Annotated in this window: 16 protein-coding genes; 11 read left to right on the top strand and 5 right to left on the bottom strand. The window is 54.1% G+C overall.

The features are described 5' to 3' along the window. The first annotated feature begins 420 nt into the window (after window positions 1–420). Window positions 421–1,848 carry an aspartate ammonia-lyase gene (locus LBQ97_08445; GenBank protein ID MDR1832737.1) on the top strand — a complete coding sequence of 476 codons (1,428 nt, stop codon included), beginning with the start codon at window positions 421–423 and terminating at the stop codon, window positions 1,846–1,848. A gap of 56 nt (window positions 1,849–1,904) precedes the next feature. Here the strand turns inward: LBQ97_08445 and LBQ97_08440 are convergent, their stop codons facing one another. The 3 genes from LBQ97_08440 to coaBC all read right to left on the bottom strand — a co-directional run bounded on the left by LBQ97_08440 (window position 1,905) and on the right by coaBC (window position 4,998). Continuing rightward, window positions 1,905–3,161 (bottom strand): ammonium transporter, encoded by a 1,257-nt coding sequence (locus LBQ97_08440; protein ID MDR1832736.1) that lies wholly within the window; start codon window positions 3,159–3,161, stop codon window positions 1,905–1,907. 27 nt (window positions 3,162–3,188) lie between these two features. Next, window positions 3,189–3,527, bottom strand: coding sequence for a P-II family nitrogen regulator (locus LBQ97_08435; GenBank protein ID MDR1832735.1), 339 nt, complete (start codon window positions 3,525–3,527; stop codon window positions 3,189–3,191). Window positions 3,528–3,795: 268 nt separating this feature from the next. Next, window positions 3,796–4,998 (bottom strand): bifunctional phosphopantothenoylcysteine decarboxylase/phosphopantothenate--cysteine ligase CoaBC, encoded by a 1,203-nt coding sequence (gene coaBC, locus LBQ97_08430; protein MDR1832734.1) that lies wholly within the window; start codon window positions 4,996–4,998, stop codon window positions 3,796–3,798. A 229-nt stretch (window positions 4,999–5,227) separates the two neighbouring features. Here coaBC and LBQ97_08425 point away from each other — a divergent pair, with 229 nt between their 5' ends. The 5 genes from LBQ97_08425 (at window position 5,228) to LBQ97_08405 (ending at window position 9,905) form a co-directional block, all read left to right on the top strand. Further along, the gene (locus tag LBQ97_08425; protein MDR1832733.1) at window positions 5,228–6,751 is read left to right on the top strand and encodes a sugar ABC transporter ATP-binding protein; all 1,524 of its coding nucleotides are present in this window, start codon (window positions 5,228–5,230) and stop codon (window positions 6,749–6,751) included. 49 nt (window positions 6,752–6,800) lie between these two features. Beyond that, window positions 6,801–7,769 carry an ABC transporter permease gene (locus LBQ97_08420; GenBank protein MDR1832732.1) on the top strand — a complete coding sequence of 323 codons (969 nt, stop codon included), beginning with the start codon at window positions 6,801–6,803 and terminating at the stop codon, window positions 7,767–7,769. An 84-nt stretch (window positions 7,770–7,853) separates the two neighbouring features. Further along, window positions 7,854–8,819 (top strand): sugar ABC transporter substrate-binding protein, encoded by a 966-nt coding sequence (locus tag LBQ97_08415; protein MDR1832731.1) that lies wholly within the window; start codon window positions 7,854–7,856, stop codon window positions 8,817–8,819. Window positions 8,820–9,070: 251 nt separating this feature from the next. After that, the gene (locus tag LBQ97_08410; protein MDR1832730.1) at window positions 9,071–9,739 is read left to right on the top strand and encodes a hypothetical protein; all 669 of its coding nucleotides are present in this window, start codon (window positions 9,071–9,073) and stop codon (window positions 9,737–9,739) included. Beyond that, entirely contained in the window at window positions 9,672–9,905 is a 234-nt protein-coding gene (locus tag LBQ97_08405; protein ID MDR1832729.1) for a hypothetical protein, read from the top strand. The genes LBQ97_08410 and LBQ97_08405 overlap by 68 nt, the downstream gene beginning before the upstream one ends. Before the next feature lie 110 nt (window positions 9,906–10,015). Here the strand turns inward: LBQ97_08405 and LBQ97_08400 are convergent, their stop codons facing one another. Together LBQ97_08400 and LBQ97_08395 are read right to left on the bottom strand one after the other, a co-directional pair. Beyond that, window positions 10,016–11,230 (bottom strand): FprA family A-type flavoprotein, encoded by a 1,215-nt coding sequence (locus tag LBQ97_08400; GenBank protein MDR1832728.1) that lies wholly within the window; start codon window positions 11,228–11,230, stop codon window positions 10,016–10,018. Window positions 11,231–11,359: 129 nt separating this feature from the next. After that, window positions 11,360–13,264 (bottom strand): acyl-CoA dehydrogenase family protein, encoded by a 1,905-nt coding sequence (locus LBQ97_08395; protein MDR1832727.1) that lies wholly within the window; start codon window positions 13,262–13,264, stop codon window positions 11,360–11,362. Window positions 13,265–13,435: 171 nt separating this feature from the next. Here LBQ97_08395 and LBQ97_08390 point away from each other — a divergent pair, with 171 nt between their 5' ends. The 5 genes from LBQ97_08390 (at window position 13,436) to LBQ97_08370 (ending at window position 17,222) form a co-directional block, all read left to right on the top strand. Continuing rightward, on the top strand, window positions 13,436–14,074 hold the full coding sequence (locus LBQ97_08390; GenBank protein MDR1832726.1) for a Crp/Fnr family transcriptional regulator: 639 nt from the start codon (window positions 13,436–13,438) through the stop codon (window positions 14,072–14,074). Between the two features lie 84 nt (window positions 14,075–14,158). Further along, entirely contained in the window at window positions 14,159–14,467 is a 309-nt protein-coding gene (locus LBQ97_08385) for a type II toxin-antitoxin system RelB/DinJ family antitoxin (protein MDR1832725.1), read from the top strand. After that, window positions 14,467–14,727 carry a hypothetical protein gene (locus LBQ97_08380; protein MDR1832724.1) on the top strand — a complete coding sequence of 87 codons (261 nt, stop codon included), beginning with the start codon at window positions 14,467–14,469 and terminating at the stop codon, window positions 14,725–14,727. The genes LBQ97_08385 and LBQ97_08380 overlap by 1 nt, the downstream gene beginning before the upstream one ends. A 61-nt stretch (window positions 14,728–14,788) precedes the next feature. Then, the gene (locus LBQ97_08375) at window positions 14,789–16,372 is read left to right on the top strand and encodes an NAD(P)/FAD-dependent oxidoreductase (protein ID MDR1832723.1); all 1,584 of its coding nucleotides are present in this window, start codon (window positions 14,789–14,791) and stop codon (window positions 16,370–16,372) included. Window positions 16,373–16,472: 100 nt separating this feature from the next. After that, on the top strand, window positions 16,473–17,222 hold the full coding sequence (locus LBQ97_08370; protein MDR1832722.1) for a Bax inhibitor-1/YccA family protein: 750 nt from the start codon (window positions 16,473–16,475) through the stop codon (window positions 17,220–17,222). Window positions 17,223–17,232 lie beyond the last annotated feature (10 nt).

The following is a 17,232-nucleotide window of genomic DNA, read 5'->3' as shown; positions in this document are numbered from 1 at the left end:
TGATGCTTTTTCGCTTGTTTTTTGACCTGTTAAAACGGCTTCATTCCCTGCTTATCTAGTATACCATCGTTTAGAAGTAGTAATTTCAGAACAAAAAATGTTCCTACTCATTTTATAGCATATTTCTTAGATAAAAGCAAGGAGTTTTTTGATTTTTTGAAAATTTTTTTTGTTTGAAGTTGGCGTTTAGCGCCAACAAGCGACGGACAAAAATGACCATTTTATTTTCATTTCCACCCCAAAATCAAAATTTTCCGCTCAAAAACGGGAAAATGTCCCGAAATCATATATCAAATATATGAAAATCTTCCGAATTGTATATAATATGAAACTTGAGAGGCGTGTTTTTTGTTGCCCCCGAAGAAAATTCATGGGATAATACAGGCAGAACAGAAAATCACGCTTCGACCGGGAGGATACATGAAACGTTATCGCTTGGAATCCGATTCCATCGGGGAAATGAAAGTCCCCGCCAACGCATACTACGGCATACAGGCGCTCAGGGGCTCGCGAAATTTCCATATCACCGGCTATAAATGGGGCAAGACCTTTATCAAGGCCATGGCGACCGTGAAGAAAGCCGCGGCCATGGCAAATTACGAGGCCGGAATGATCAACCTCGACGTCAGGGACGCCATCTGCGCCGCCGTCGATGAGATCATGGCCGGAAAATTCCGGGATCAGTTCATTACCGACGTGATCCAGGGCGGAGCGGGCACCTCCGTCAACATGAACGTCAACGAAGTCATCGCCAACCGCGCCAACGAACTCCTGGGCGGCGGTCTCGGCGTCTACGACCGGGTGAACCCCAACGATCACGTCAATTGCAGCCAGTCCACAAACGACGTCGTACCCACGGCCGGAAAGCTCTCGGTGCAGATCAAGATCAAGCGCCTGCTTGAATCCCTGCAGACCCTCGTCGACACGCTCCGGGCCAAAGGCAACGAATTTGACGACGTCTTGAAAATGGGCCGCACCCACCTCCAGGACGCCGTCCCGATCCGGCTGGGGCAGGAATTTCGCGCCTTCGCGGAGCCCGTGGAGCGGGATATCCGGCGGATCCGTCTCGCGACGGAGGAGCTGACCTATATCAATATGGGCGCAACGGCCGTGGGAACGGGGCTTAACGCCGACGAAAAATACGCGGAAAATGTCGTCCGTATCCTCGCGGAACTCTCGGGTTTCCCATTCCGCAGGGCTACGGACCTCATCGACGGCACCCGGAACCTCGACAGCTTCGCCTGGCTCTCGGCGGCCCTCAAGACCTGCGCCGTCAACCTCTCCAAGACCGCCAACGATATCAGGCTCATGGCCTCGGGACCCAAGGCCGGCATCGGGGAGCTGATCCTGCCGCAGCAGCAGCCGGGCTCCTCCATTATGCCCGGAAAGGTGAACCCGGTCATCCCCGAAGTCGTCAACCAGGTCTGCTTCCAGATTTTCGGCAACGACATCACGATCGCCAAAGCCGCCGAAGCCGGACAGCTGGAGCTGAACGTCTTTGAGCCGGTCCTGTTCTTCAATATGTTCCAGACCATAAAGATCCTCAAAAACGCCGTCAACACCTTTGTGAAGAACTGTCTCAAGGACATCCGGGCCAACCGCGAGAACTGCCAGTACTGGGTCGACCGCTCCGTAGGCATCATCACGGCGCTAAACCCCTATATCGGCTACCGGAACGCCGCCGAGATCGCCAAGGAATCGCTCCGGACCAGCGTACCCGTCAAGGAAATCGTACAGAGAAAGGGCCTGCTTGCGCCCACGGATCTCGAAATCATTCTGAATCCTTATGAAATGACCAAGCCCGGAATCAGCGGCAAAGATAAAACGATGATTAAAGTGAAAGCATGAAAGACATTATGAAAAAGACGCCCTGAGGCGTCTTTTTTTTGCGATCAAGCCGGTATTTAGTCGTAACTCTGCTTGATAAAATCGGGATAAGCTTCCGAACCGTGTTCGCCCAAATCGAGGCCTTCGATCTCCTCGGAGGGCGATACGCGAAGCCCGATCGTGGATTTGATGGTCTTAAACATCGCGAGACTTGTGGCGGCAACCCAAATCCCTACGGCCACAACCCCTACGATCTGGATCCACAGCAGGCTGAAGCCGCCGCCGTAGAAGAGGCCCAGCGGCCCTTCGGGAGAGGCCGGCGTCGCCGTTGCAAAGAGGCCCACGGCAATGGTCCCCCACATGCCGTTCAGACAGTGGACGCCCACGGCCCCCACGGGATCGTCGACATGCATCTTCTGGTCCAGAGTCTCGCAGCCCCAGACAACGAGGATGCCGGAAACGAGGCCGATCACGATGGAGCCGTACAAAGAGACAATGTGACAGCCCGCGGTAATCGCCACAAGGCCCGCCAGGATGCCGTTCAGCGTCATGGAGATATCGGGCTTGCCGTAGCGGATCCACGTAAAGAACATGGCCCCGAGAGCCCCCGCGCAGGCCGCGAGGTTCGTCGTCATGGCGATGTGCCCCACATACTCGGCGGCCTCAAGGGAGGAGCCGGGATTGAAGCCGAACCAGCAGAACCAGAGGATAAAGGCCCCCAGCGTCGCCATCATAATATTGTGCCCGGGAATGGCCCGGGACTTGCCGTTTTCGTCGTATTTGCCGATCCGGGGGCCCAGCATGATGGAGCCCATGAGCGCGGCCCATCCGCCCACGGAATGCACGGCCGTGGAGCCCGCGAAATCCACGAAACCCATATTGGCCAGCCAGCCGCCGCCCCAGATCCAGTGACCCGACGTCGGGTAGATGATCAGCGATATGACCGACGTATAGATCAGATAGCTCACAAAGCGCGTCCGTTCCGCCATGGCCCCGGAGACGATGGTCGCCGCGGTCCCGCAAAAGACGGTCTGGAAAAAGATAAAGACCGATGGCGACAGGGCCTCAAACTGCGGAAGGGCCATGGCCGTCGGATTCAGAAAACCGCTGCCGCCGATGAGGCCCCCGACCGAAGTCCCGAACATGAATCCGAAGCCCAGAACGAGGTATACGATGGACCCGATACAAAAGTCCAGGATATTTTTCATCAGCACATTGTTCGTGTTCTTTTGCCGGGTAAGCCCCGCTTCCAATATGGCAAAACCGGCCTGCATAAACATTACCAGCACCGCCGCCAGGAACACCCAGACGATGTTGATCAACTTCATTTCCATTTTTTAACGCCCCCTCGAGTCATAAGATTATAATGCCTTTTCCCCCGATTCCCCCGTTCGGATTCGGACCGCGTTTTCCACCGGCGAGATAAAGATCTTGCCGTCCCCCACGCGCCCGGTCGCGAGCTTTGACGTCACGGCGGCCACGAGCCCCGCCACGGCCTCATCCCGGACGACGGTCTCCACCCGGAGTTTCAGGACCAGATTGACGGAATACTTGACGCTCCTGTACTGCTGCGTATGCCCCATCTGGTTGCCGAAGCCCATGATGTTCGTGATCATCATACCCGTGATGTGGTTCTCGGTCAGGATATCCTTGAGCGTATCCAGCTTTTCGGGCCGGATTATGATCTCCAACTTTTTCAATACAACCCCTCCTTCTTGATTTTTGTTCCCCTTTCCGGGAAAATTCATCCATAAAATCAGTATAACTGTACCAAAATAAAAAGTCAAATCCGACGCCAAAATAAAAACCGGAAAAGCGTTGGATTTTTCTCCGGTTTTTTGTATATTTTGTTCGATATCCCGATTTTCGTACGGAAAGACAGACAATTCCGCCGAAAATCAGCTAAGAAAAATATTTTTGGGCAGGGTCCCGATTTTTTCCGTTGACGGGCATTATGTTCGGAAAATGTTACTTTTTCCCTTCAAGGCCGTACAAAATCGCGTCGAGAATGCCGTCGGCCACGGCTTCCTTGGAGAGAAGCGGGAGTTTCCGAGAGCCCTCCGCCGCGACCAGCGTCACGATATTTGTGTCGCCGCCGAAGCCCGCGCCCTCTTCCCGCAGGGAATTGGCCACAATGAGGTCGAGATTCTTCCGGGTCAATTTGGCCCGGGCGTTTTCGAGGAGGTTCTCGGTCTCCATGGCGAAACCGCAGAGGTATTGTCCGGGCTTTTTGTGTTGGCCGAGCCAGCCCAGAATGTCCTTTGTCCGGACAAGGGAGAGCGTTATGCCGTCTCCGCTTTTTTTGATTTTTTCGGGCGCTTCGGTTTCGGGCCGGTAATCGGCCACGGCGGCAGCCTTGATGACGATATGGGCGTCGCCTGCCCTGGCGGTCACGGCGGCAAACATGTCCTCCGCCGAGCGGACGGTCACGGTCTCCACAAAGGGCGGCGGGGCTAGGGCCGTCTCACCGCTTACGAGGGTGACTTCCGCGCCGCGCCTGACGGCGGCGAGAGCCAGGGCGTAGCCCATTTTCCCCGTGCTGTGGTTGGTGATATAGCGGACCGGGTCAATGGCTTCCCGGGTCGGTCCGGCGGTCACGAGGATTTTCTTTCCTTTGAGGTCCTTTTCCCGGGCGATCAACCGCAGGATATGGGCGAGAATCGTCTCGGGCTCGGGCATTTTCCCGATCCCCACGTCGCCGCAGGCAAGTCTGCCGCTGGCGGGCTCGATCAATTCCATGCCGAGCTTTTTCAGGCGCTCCATGTTTTCGGCAACGACCGGGTTCAGGTACATGCGGCTGTTCATGGCGGGGACCACGAGGACCGGACAGGTACAGGCAAGGGCCGTTGTCGTCAGCATGTTGTCGGCCATGCCCCAGGCCAGTTTCCCGATGGTATTGGCGCTGGCGGGGGCGATGACCAAAATGTCGGCCGCTTTGGCGAGGGAAATGTGCTCCACGTCAAAGGAGAACTCCCGGTTGAACGTATCGGTCACACAGCGGCGGTTGGTAAGGGTTTCAAATGTCAGCGGCGCGATGAATTTTGTCGCGTTTTCCGTCATGATCACGTTGACGGCGGCGTTTAGCTTTACAAGGGCGCTGGCGAGGCTCGCGATTTTGTAGGCCGCGATGCCGCCGGTCAGCCCCAGCAGGACCGTTTTTCCTTTGAGCATGGTTTTCCTCCGGCGCTTGGGTTTTATGTGCTTTCCTATGCATTATAGCACGCGCCGGGCAAAAGGGGAATCTTTTTTTGAAAAAACTTTGTCCAAAACTTTGTCTATGCCCTTGACAGATTGACATTTCTGTGGTAAATATAGTAACGACAGCAGCGAAATCGCCCGCGAGGGCGGACCGTCCGCAGAGTCCATTCCCGGCGCCATCCGGTCAGCGGAGAGCAAAATTATGGAAAAATATCTCGAATTACGCAATATCACCAAGACCTTTCCGGGGGTCAAAGCCCTTGACAAGGTCAGTTTTTATGCGAACAAAGGCGAGGTCCACGCCCTCTGCGGCGAAAACGGGGCCGGAAAATCCACGCTGATGAAGATCATCAACGGCATCTACCGGGCCGACGAGGGAGAGCTCCTCATCGAAGGGAAGCCCGTCTCCATCGAAAATCCCGTGGACGCGCGAAAGCACGGCATCGCCATGATTTTCCAGGAATGCGCCTATGTGCCGGAAATGACCGTGGCCGAAAGCCTCTTTATGGGCGACTGGCCCGTGAAACGCTTCGGCCGGATCGACTGGAACTATATCGAAGAAGAAACGGAAAAACTCCTCAAAAGCGAAGGCCTGCTGGACAATCCCCGGATGACGGAGGGCGTCCACACGAAGCTCAAGAATCTCACGATCGCGGAGATCCAGATGCTGGAGATCGTCAAGGCCATCCACAAGGAATCCCAGGTCATCATTATGGATGAACCGACGTCCTCCATCGAAAAAAAAGAGACCGACAACCTCCTGCGCAAAGTCATCGAGCTTCGAAACCGGGGGAAAAGTATCATCTACATTTCCCACAAAATGGAGGAACTGTTCCGGATCGCGGACCGGATCACGGTATTCCGGGACGGAAAAGTCGTGGGCACAGACTACGCGAAGAATCTTTCGATCGATAAGGTCATCGCCCTCATGGTGGGGCGGGAACTCACCAACGACTATCCGAAGCAGGAAGCGAAAAAAGGGGAAAGGACGCTCTCGGTCAAAGACTTTTCCCGGGGGAGTCTCTTCCAAAACATCAATTTTACAGTCCGTTCGGGGGAAATCGTGGGCTTCGCGGGACTGGTCGGCGCCGGTCGCACGGAAGTGGCCCGGGCCGTCTGCGGCCTCGATCCCTTTGACGCCGGGGAGGTCAGCGTCGACGGCAAAAGTATCGCCGTCACCTGCGTTTCGGACAGCGTCAAAAACGGGATCGCCTATATCTCCGAGGACAGGAGACGCTACGGACTCGTATTGATCCGGGACGTCCGGGAAAATATGTCCCTGCCCAACCTCGCCCGCTATATTTACGGCGGACGCCTGCACAAAAAAAAGGAAATCGGGGAAGCGGAGGAGCAGATTCGAAATTTGCGGCTCAAAACGCCCTCTCTGGAGACCCCGGTCGCGAACCTTTCCGGCGGCAATCAGCAAAAAGTAGCGCTTGCCAAATGGCTTATCCGGGATCCCACGTTCTTTTTCTTTGACGAGCCGACCAGGGGCATCGACGTCGGGGCCAAATATGAAATCTACAAGCTGATGTCCGATATCGTCAAAGACGGGGAAAAAGGCATCGTAATGATCTCTTCGGAACTGCCGGAGCTTTTGGGCATGTGCGACCGGATCTACATCATGTCCCGGGGCAGGATCGTCGCGGAAATCCCCCGGGAGCAATTCTCCCAGGAGCTCATCATGCAATACGCCACTGGCAGCATGCAAAACGCGGGAGACTGACGCGGCAAAAATCAGGCGGAGTATCCGCCGCTTGGAGGAATAAAGCGCTATGGCAAAGGACGCAAAGGCTTCCGGGTCAAAACTCGGGGCGATCTTAAGCAAATACAGTATATTCGCGATACTTGTGACGGTTTTCGTCGTCAGTTCCTTTCTCAACCGGAACTTCCTTTCGGTAATGAATCTGACCAATATCCTGAGGCAGAATTCCGTCGTGGCCATCCTGGCCTTCGGCGAGACCATGTTGATCATCGCGGGGCTCATCGACCTCGCTTCCGGGGCCGTTCTCGCCCTGGCGGGGGTTTTTTCCATTGCCGTATGGAAGGCCACGGGAAATATGCCCCTGGCGCTCTCGGTGGCGCTCGCCACAGGCGTCGTCATGAACGCCATCAGCGGCGCTCTCGTGAGTATCTACAAGACGCCGCCTTTTATCGCGACCCTGGCCGTGACGGCGGTCGCCAGAGGGTCCGTACTTCTGTACACGAAGGGGCAGAATATCTACCAAATCGGTAATTACGTGGTCTTCGGGCAGGGCTATCTCGGCTTCATCCCGATCCCGGTCATCATCATGCTTCTGATGCTGGTCCTGACCTGGTATATCCTGAACAATACCCGCTTCGGCAGGTCTCTCTACGCCATCGGCGGCAATGAAGAGGCCGCCAACGCCTCAGGGATCATGGTGCCCCGGACCAAGTTCGTCTGCTATGTGATCAACGGCTTCCTCGTGGGGCTCGCGGGGATCATCTTCATGTCCCGGGTAAACGCGGGGCTTCCCAACGCCGCGGGGGGCTATGAATTTGAGGCCCTGACGGCGGCCATCATCGGCGGCACCAGTTTTTCAGGCGGCATCGGAACCGCCATGGGGACCCTCGCGGGGGCCTTTATCGTCGGCATCATCAACAATATCATGAATCTTTTGGAAGTCAATTCCTATCTGCAGCAGATCATCAAGGGCGGCATCATCGCTCTTGCGGTCATCATGGACATCTACGCGAAAAACAAGCGGTCCCGGCCCAGATAGGCTTATCTCAAGGGCAAAAGCGGTCTCCGCGGTTATCGGAGGCCCGTCAAGTCATAAACCAAATAAAAGGAGGTAATCTATTCTATGAAAGGTATCATGAAAAAAATCCTGTTTTTAGCAGCACTGTCGATCCTCGTTTGCTTCGTAACCCTCGCCAGCGGACAGGCCAAGAAAAGAGTCGCCTACATCGCCCGGGCCCAGGGGGATTCCTTCGCGGCCTGGCTTGCCAATTCCATCAAAGATGAGGCCGCCAAATATCCCTACCTCACGGTTTCCGTAATGGACGGGCAGGCGGACAACGACAAGATCAGCGGCTTCATTGAAAACTGCATCAGCAACAAATATGACCTGATCATTCTGCAGCCCAATGACGGCGAAGCCCAGACGCCTTACATCAAAATGGTTGTGGACGCCAAAATCCCCATTATCATTACGAATCCCCGCGTACCCGGACTGGAACCCATCACCAACAGCGTGGACGCCGATCCCTATGAACAGGCCGCCGTCAACGCGAGACTGGCGCTGACCCAGGTGCCGAAAGACGCCAAAGTCGTTGTCATCAACGGACCCGCGGGAAATCTTCACGCCACCGAACGCCGCAAATCCTGGCAGAAAGAGTTTTTTGACAAGAGACCCGATGTCAAGATTGTCGGCGAACAGATCGCCAACTGGAACAAGGATGAAGCCATGCGCTACATGGAAGACTGGGTGCAGGCCAACGACAAGATCGACGCCGTGATTTCCACCAACGACAACATGGCCGCGGGCGCTCTTGAAGTCGTAAAAGACAACCCCAAGTACAAAGATCTTCTCGCCTACGGCGTAGACGGCACGGCCGAAGCGGCCCTCCTGATCCAGGAAGGACGCCTGACGTCCACCTCGTTCCAGAACGCCTACGAACTGGCCCGGAAGAGCATGGAACTGGCGGACCAGATCCTCACGGGAAAAGTTACGGGCCTCGTCAATACCGATATCGACTGCCCGCTGATCACCAAAGACAACGTGCAGCAGCTGATTGACGCCCACAAGGCTACCGGGGCGCTCAAATAGGAACGATATATCTGGTATATGGTAACTATTGATAAAATAAATTTGCAATTCAAGTAAATATTTGGTATGATATTCACGTGGAACAATGACAGTTTGTTTCTAGTACCCATGGTTCACACATGTGAACAGACCCATATAGGCCTGACACTCCCAGTTAGGCCTTTTTTCTTTGTTGAAAATTATAATCTTCTTGACATATAATGTTAAAAAGATTATAATATTGTTGACAAAGCACAGAGAGGGAGATTTTTATGGAATTCGTTCAGGTTTTAAAAGAAAAATACGGCGAAAATACGCCGATCCTGATTGACGAGATCAAAGCGGTCTGCGGAAATTACTCCCGGCCACGAATTTCGCAGTTTATTGACGAGGCTATCCGAAAAAGAGAACTGATCAGATACTCCCCCGGCGTATATTATCTGCCGACAATGCTGCGATACGGGCTGTCTATGATCGGTCCGCGGGACGTAATAGAGAAAAAATACATAACGAACGGAGCGGAGATTTATGGTTATTATTCAGGATTTACCCTGCTCAATGCGGCTGGATTGACGACGCAGGTCCCCAATACGCTGGAAATCGTTTCGAACAACGTAAATTCAAGATTGTCCCGGGTGCTGGTAGATTATCAGAAGGTTATCGTCAGAAGAGCCAGGGCAAAGATCACAAGCGAAAACTATCAGATTCTTCGTTTTCTGGAACTCGTCAACAATCTTGAAAGTAAGGAATTAAAGCAGAAAGAATTTTTGCGCTACGTCAGAAAGATAAACCTGAAGCGTGGAGATATTCAGCAATATATAGAATACTATCCGAAATCCGTCGGGATGAAGCTGATTGAAAGTGAGGTAATTTATGAATTTGCACGAAGCCATAGCGCACTACGGACTGACGCGCTTTCCGGTTTCCGTGCAAAGCCTTGAACGGACGCTGATCGACAAGATTTTCGCGATTTGCGATTATCAAATCCGGAAACGCACCTTTGAAGCGGATTACAAGCAAAAATTGATTCATCTGCTCTATAGGCCCGTTTCTTATGAGGAATCCATAATGACGCTGGATGAAATCATTCGAGCACGGATATTCTGAAGTCTTTGAAATGATCAAAAACAAACCGATTCCATCGGCTCATGGAATTATGGAAAAAAGCGGGGCGAATCCGCGTTCGCCCCGCTTTTTGAGATGGATTTGCTTTTTCTTTACTCCTTGACGGATTCAACCAAGGCGTCGGCCAGCTGTTCGAGATCGTTGGCGCTCGTCTCGCTGAGCGAGGAAAGCACGCTGACCTCGTCGTTCAAAACCGTGATTTCCTTCAATTCCTCGTCGAGGAACTGGCGGATCAGGGAGCCGGACTTGGGCGCCCAGGACCCGTTTTCGATAACGGCGAAGGTCCTTTTCTGCACGTTGAGGGCTTTCATGTCCTCAAGGTAATTGTGCATTACCGGATAAACGCCCAGGTTGTAAGTCACGCAGGCCAATACCACATGGCTGTACTTGAAGGTATCCGCGATCAGGAAGGACACGTGAGTCTTGGACACGTCGTACATTTTGATGTTCGTCACGCCCTTTTCCACAAGGCGGCTCGCGAAATTGTTGGCTACGGCTTCTGTATTTCCGTACATGGAGGCATAGATGATCAGTACTCCCTTTTCCTCTGGCTCGTAGGTGCTCCACTTGATATACTTGTCGAGGATGTAGCCGAAATCGCTGCGCCATACGGGACCGTGCAGCGGGCAGATGATCTTGATGCTGCCCAAAATGCTCGAAGCCTTCTTCAGCAAGAGTTGCACGTGGGGGCCGTATTTGCCCACGATATTCGTATAATAGCGCCGGGCGTCGTCGATCCAGTCGCGGTCGAAATTGACCTCGTCGTTGAAGAGACGGCCCGAGAGTTTTCCGAAGGAGCCGAAAGCGTCAGCCGCGAAGAGCACGCCGTTTGTGATGTCAAAGGTCACCATGGCTTCAGGCCAGTGCACCATGGGTGCCGCGATAAAGGTCACCGTGTGCTTTCCGAAGGTCTCCGTATCCCCTTCCTTGACTTCCTTCAGCGTGTGACCGTCGATCTTGAAGCCGAACTGGCGCATGATCATAAAGGCTTTTTCCGTACTGATAATCGTCACGTCGGGATATCTCAGCAGGATTTCCTCGATGGATCCGCCGTGGTCGGGCTCCATGTGATTGATCACGAGAAAATCGAGGGGTCTGCCGTTCAATACATATTCGATATTTTCGATAAACTGTCTGCAAACGGCCCAGTCGGCCGTATCAAAGAGAACGGTCTTCTTGTCCAGCAGCAGATAGGAATTGTAGGACACGCCGTTTTCGATGGGGTGAATGTTTTCAAACAGCGCCAGTCGGTTTTCGTTCGCTCCGACCCAGAACAAATCGTCTGTCACTTTTCTTACGCAATACATTGTATCACTCTCCTTATTTACAACATTATGGGTTTGATATTCGTTTCCTCGGGCGGCAATATGCCGCCCCTGCGGGATTTATCTTGATTCGGGCGGATGTGGACATCCGTCCCTGCGGATTGATTGATATCAGGCTTTGATAAAACTGTCTTTGGACTCGCCGCATTCGGGGCAGATCCAGTCCTCAGGCAGCTTTTCGAAGGTTGTTCCGGCGGCTACATCCGCTTCGGGGTCTCCGAGCTCCGGATTGTATTCGTAACCGCAGCCGCCGCATACCCAGGTCTCCCAGCGGGATTTTTCCTTCTTGATCGTCGGCCGTTTCATCTTTTTGGCGGGCGGCGCTTCCGTCTTGGGCGCGCCCGTATCGAGAGCCGCGGTCAAAAGGGGCAGGATTTCTTCCAACGTTCCGATAATGCCATAGTCGGCGTTTTTGAAGATCGGCGCGTTCTTGCTTTTGTTGATGGCCACGATGGTCGTCGCGTTCTTGATGCCCTTCAAATGCTGGCCCGCTCCGGAAATTCCGCAGGCGATATAGAGGTTGCCGTTAAACTTTTGTCCCGACATGCCCACATAGCGGTTGAGAGGCAGATATTTCAGCGTTTCGGCCACAGGTCTCGAGGAGCCCAGGGCAGCTCCGGCCTGGATGGCCAGATCCTCCACCAGCTTCATGTTTTCCTTGGGGCCTATGCCCTTTCCGGCCGATACGACCCGGTCGGCCTGGGAAATGGGAGTATTGATGTCGATCCCCACCGTAAAGTCGTAACCGTCTTTCTTGAGGGCGGCCACAAGGGCGTCGACCCGCTCCCCTGCCGTTCCCTCGGCGAATATCTGCTTTTTCCGGACGCCCGTAATGGGGCCCTTGGCCTTGGCGGGGGCCGCAGCCGCGGTCTTGATTTTCCCGACGAGGGAGGCGGCGATGACAACCCGCTGGATCTCGTTTGTCCCTTCGTAGATCGTACAGATCTTGGCGTCGCGGTAAGCCCGTTCCACAAGCATGCCCTTCATGAATCCGTTGCCGCCGTGGATCTGCAAAGCGTCGTTTGTCACTTCCAGCGCGATATCGGACGCGTACATCTTGGCCATGGCCGCTTCCATGGCGTAGGGCGCGTGGGTTTCCTTGAGCTCGGCGGCGCTGTAGATCAAAAAGCGCGCGGCCCGGAGCTTTGTGGCCATATCGGCCAATTTGAAGGAAACGGCCTGCTGTCCCGCGATCGGATAGCCGAATTGATTTCTTTCCTTGGCGTATTCCAAAGCCTCTTCGTAAGCCCCCTGGGCGATTCCCAGCGCCTGGGCCGCGATCCCGATCCGGCCGCCGTCAAGGGTAGCCATGGCGATCTTGAAGCCCTCGCCTTCCTTGCCAAGGAGGTTTTCCTTCGGCACCTTGACGTCGTCAAAGACGAGCTCCGTCGTGGCCGAAGAGCGGATCCCCATTTTGTTGTAGTGCTCGCCGAATGTGAAGCCTTCCCAGCCCTTTTCCACAATGAAGGCGCTGATGCCCCTTGTCCCGATGCCGGGGGTCGTGACCGCGAATACGACGTAAATGTCGGCGGGTCCCGCGTTGGTGATAAAGATCTTGCCGCCGTTCAAAAGATAATAGTCCCCTTCAAGGACGGCCGTCGTCTCGGTCCCGCCGGCGTCTGATCCGGCGTTTGGCTCCGTCAGGCCGAAGGCGCCGATCTTTTCCCCTTTGGCCAGAGGAACCAGGTATTTCTGCTTCTGCTCCTCGGTTCCGAAGGCGAAAATGGGCCAAGAACCCAGAGACACATGGGCCGACAGGATGACGCCCGTGCCGCCGTCCACCCGGGAGAGTTCCTCCACGGCAATGGCGTAGGACAAGATGTCCAGGCCCTTTCCGCCGTACTCCACGGGGAAGGGGGTTCCCAACACGCCCATTTGACCAAGCTTCCGGACAGCCTCTTCAGGAAACTCGTTTTCCTGATCCCAGGTAAAGGCGTTGGGTTTAACCTCCGTCTCGGCGAAATCCCGGATCAATTTTCGAAATTCTTCGTGTTTCTCCGATGTTTTGAACAACATAACATTACCTCCTTTGAATTGATCTCGTTTGCTTATCCATCAAAAAATGATTGTTTGAAACATTATGTGCCATTATGATATCATTTTTGAACAAAAAATAATGTTGCATCTGCAACATTTTCGTGATATTATTCTAATTAAGCCTTATTTTCGCAAGGAGGGGAAAGAAAAATGCAGCAATTTTTTATCGACGACGGGATTCCCAAAGACGTGGTCAAGGAAATGATTTATTGTTTCAAGCCGGAGCTCAAGACCTACTACGCCAACGAGACGATCCTCTGTTATTCGGACAAAAAAAATAAAATCGGCGTCATGCTCTCGGGGACGGCCCATTTGTACGCCATCAACCAGGACGGAGAGTACCAGGAACTGGAAACCTACAAAAATCGCGACGTTTTCGGGGAAATCTTCCATGTGCCCATGGAGAATTTTGAATACATCATCGAGGCCACGTCCTACGCCAAGGTCATGTTTATCGATTACCACCACATCATCACGCCCTGCAACAAGATCTGCGAGCACCACACGCGCCTCATCAACAATCTCTTTCATATGACCGCGAAAAAAGTGCAGCTGTTGTCGTTGCACATCAGCATCATGAGTCAGAACACGATCCGGAAAAAGCTCCTCGCCTACCTCAAATACATCCGACATTCGGCCGGCGCCAATCCCTTTACGATCCCCATGTCGCTGATTTCCCTCTCCGAATACCTCTGCGTGGACCGAAGCGCCATGATGCGGGAGATCAGCCATCTCAAGCGGGACGGAGTGCTGAAGTCACAGGGAACGAGGTTTTATATGGAGGAGTGAGGGGGATATCCGTATTGTCTAACTCGGGTTTTGTGTTGACATCAGCGTGAAATCATGTTAAAATATCAACATGGAGGTGCTGTTATGAACACAGTGACAAAAACAAATCTGAACATCCGGATTGACTCGGATATCAAAGAACGCGCGGGCACGCTGCTTGCCCGCATGGGATTAAGCCACACAACGGCTATCGAAATGTTCTATCGCCAGATAATCAATGAGAATCAGCTGCCTTTTGTCCCAAAACCTGTTGCCTCTCTTGATGAGCAGTTACGTTTTGCGTTCCGCGCCAAGAATTATCCCAAGATCATTCTTGATACCAACGAGAAGGGCGAAATTGTTGTCGATAAGGACAAAGATCCTGAACTCTACGATTTTGCGGTAAACGGCTGATGGAACTGTTCGAGGTTTATCACGCTTATATGGTGTTTGAAAACGGAAACGCCGGTAAAGAACGCCCGGTTCTTGTCATGGACCTGGAGAACAATTTTGCCGTTGTTTACAACGTTACCTCGCAATATGAAAACAAGAGCAACGCGATTCGCAGGTTGTACTACCCGATAAGGGATTGGAAATATGCGGGACTTGACAAACCATCATATGTAGATACGGTCAAAGCGCGCTATGTCCCGCAAAGTATCCTTATTCTGTGATACCCTTTATTCAGAAGCATCATCCCGAGAGGGACAAATTTTCCCCCAAAAGGAGACCCCTATGCAGGTCGACATCCACAATATCGAAATCCCCATCGACGTCCCCCAGGAGGAGGCCATCCTCGAGGCCCTGGACATCCGGGGCGTCGCTGCGGAAAATATCGCCGCCCTCAGCTGGAACAGGCGCTCCCTCGACATGCGGCAAAAGCGGCGGCTGAAATTTCTCTACAGTCTCCGGATAACGCTCAAAATGCCGGCAAATCTTGCTTTTGGGAAGGACATCGTCCCCGTTCCCGCGGAGACGCCTGAGATCCGCGCCCCCAAATATCCCGGCCGGGAAGTCGTCGTCATCGGCGCGGGTCCCGCCGGACTCTTCGCGGCCCTGCGGCTCACCCGCTACGGTTGCGTCCCCCTCGTCTATGAAATGGGGGAGCCTGTCGACGCCCGGACCCTGACCACGGCGCGCTTTATCCGGGAAGGGATCCTTGATTCCCGCTCCAATATCCAGTTCGGAGAAGGAGGCGCGGGCACCTTTTCCGACGGGAAACTCAACACCCGGATCAAAAGCTCCCTGATTGCCGATGTCTTCGAAGAATTGGTTGCCGCGGGGGCGGACCCCCGCATTCGCTGGGATTACAAGCCCCATCTGGGGACAGACGTCCTCAAAACCGTCGTCACCGCTCTGCGGAAAATGATCGAAGCGACCGGCGGGCGCTTTTTCTTCGGCCGGAAAATGGAGGAGCTCGTCATAAAAGAAGGCCGCGTGGCGGGAATTCAGGTAGCTGACCCCAAAGGAGCGCGGGAATTTGTCCCCTGCGATTGCGTGATCCTCGCCACAGGCCATTCGTCCCGGGAGACGTACCGGATGCTCGGGCAAATCGGCTGCGCCATGGCGCCGAAGCCCTTTGCCATGGGCTTTCGCATGGAGCATCGGCAGGAGGACATCGACCGGATGCAATACGGCCCCTGGGCCGGTCATCCGGCGCTGGGTCCCGCGACCTACTCCGTGACGTACCACAATAAGCGGGAAAACCGCGGCGTCTTCAGCTTCTGCATGTGTCCCGGCGGGGAGATCGTCAACGCGGCCTCGAACCCCGGCGCTTCCCTCGTCAACGGCATGAGCGAAGCGGCTCGGGCGGGGAAATTTGCCAACGCGGGCCTTGTGGCGGGGATAGGCCCCGCCGATCTGGGGCCGGAGCTCTTCGCGGGGATGGAACTGCAGGAGCGCCTCGAGCGGCAAATTTACGCCCTCATGGGGACCTACGGCGCCCTGTGGCAGAATATGGAGGACTTCCTCACGGGGACCCCCTCACGGGGAGAAATCAAAACGAGTTACCGGATGAGCCTCAAGCCTTACCCCCTGGGGGATCTGCTCCCTCCGTACCTCACCGCGAACATCCGGGCGGCCCTTCTCGCCTGGCAGGAGAAATACCCGGGCTTTGCGGGAAAAAACGCCAATCTCTTCGGTCTTGAAACAAGGACCTCGTCCCCTTTGCGGATCCTCCGGGATGAAAATGGGGAATCCCTCAACATCAAAGGCCTCTTCCCCGTCGGCGAAGGGGCCGGTTACGCGGGCGGGATCACTTCTTCGGCCGTTGACGGCATCGGAGTCGTCGACCGGAATTTTTCGGTGATTTCCCTTTGATTTCAACAAAAAATATGATATAATAGGATAAATCCATACGGGACTTTGTCCCGGATTTATAGATTTGTATAAAAACCATTCACATAAAGGAGTGAAACACATGCGCGAAGATGAAATCATGGAAAAAGTGGAAACCTATGAAAGGCCCGATCACTACAACCCGGCGGAATCGAGCGAAGGGGTCTATGACTTTACGGGACACAATTTTTTACGGAAGTCCTTCCTGCACATGACGCTGGGGATTTTGGTTACGGCAGTCGTGGCGCTCTACCTGCTCTTTGTCAACCACAGGCTGCTCTATACGGCCGTGACGAGCCTCACACTGGTGGCCCTCGTGCAGTTGGGCGTCGTGATTATTTTGAGCTTTATGATCCGAAAACTCTCGGCTGTGGCGGCGACCCTGCTCTTTTACCTCTACGCGGCCCTGACCGGCGTGACTTTCGCCGCCGTGGGCGCGGTCTACAGCGTCAACAGCATCATCTATACGCTTTTGATCACGCTGGCCATTTTTATTACGCTCTCCGTATACGGCTATATGACAAAGGAAGACCTGCAAGGCTACGGACGCTTCTTCTTCATCGGGCTTGTGGCCCTGATGCTCGTGTCCGTGTTCAATCTCTGGTTCAAGGTGCCGGCTCTGTACTGGGCTGGAACCGTCGGCGGCATCGCCATATTTACCTTGCTTATCGCCTATGACGTCAACCGGATCAAGCGCTGGTCCTATGAGCTTATGGCCGAAGATCCCTCTATGGCTAAGAAAATGGGCATTATCGGAGCATTGGAACTCTATCTCGATTTCGTGAATCTCTTCCTCTACCTGCTGCGGATTTTCGGCAGAAGGAAAAATTAGATCCAAAGGG

Source organism: Fusobacteriaceae bacterium, assembly GCA_031272775.1.
Classification (GTDB): domain Bacteria; phylum Fusobacteriota; class Fusobacteriia; order Fusobacteriales; family Fusobacteriaceae; genus JAISST01.
Note: the sequence above shows the minus strand (reverse complement) of the source record. Positions and strands in the feature narration are given on the sequence as shown.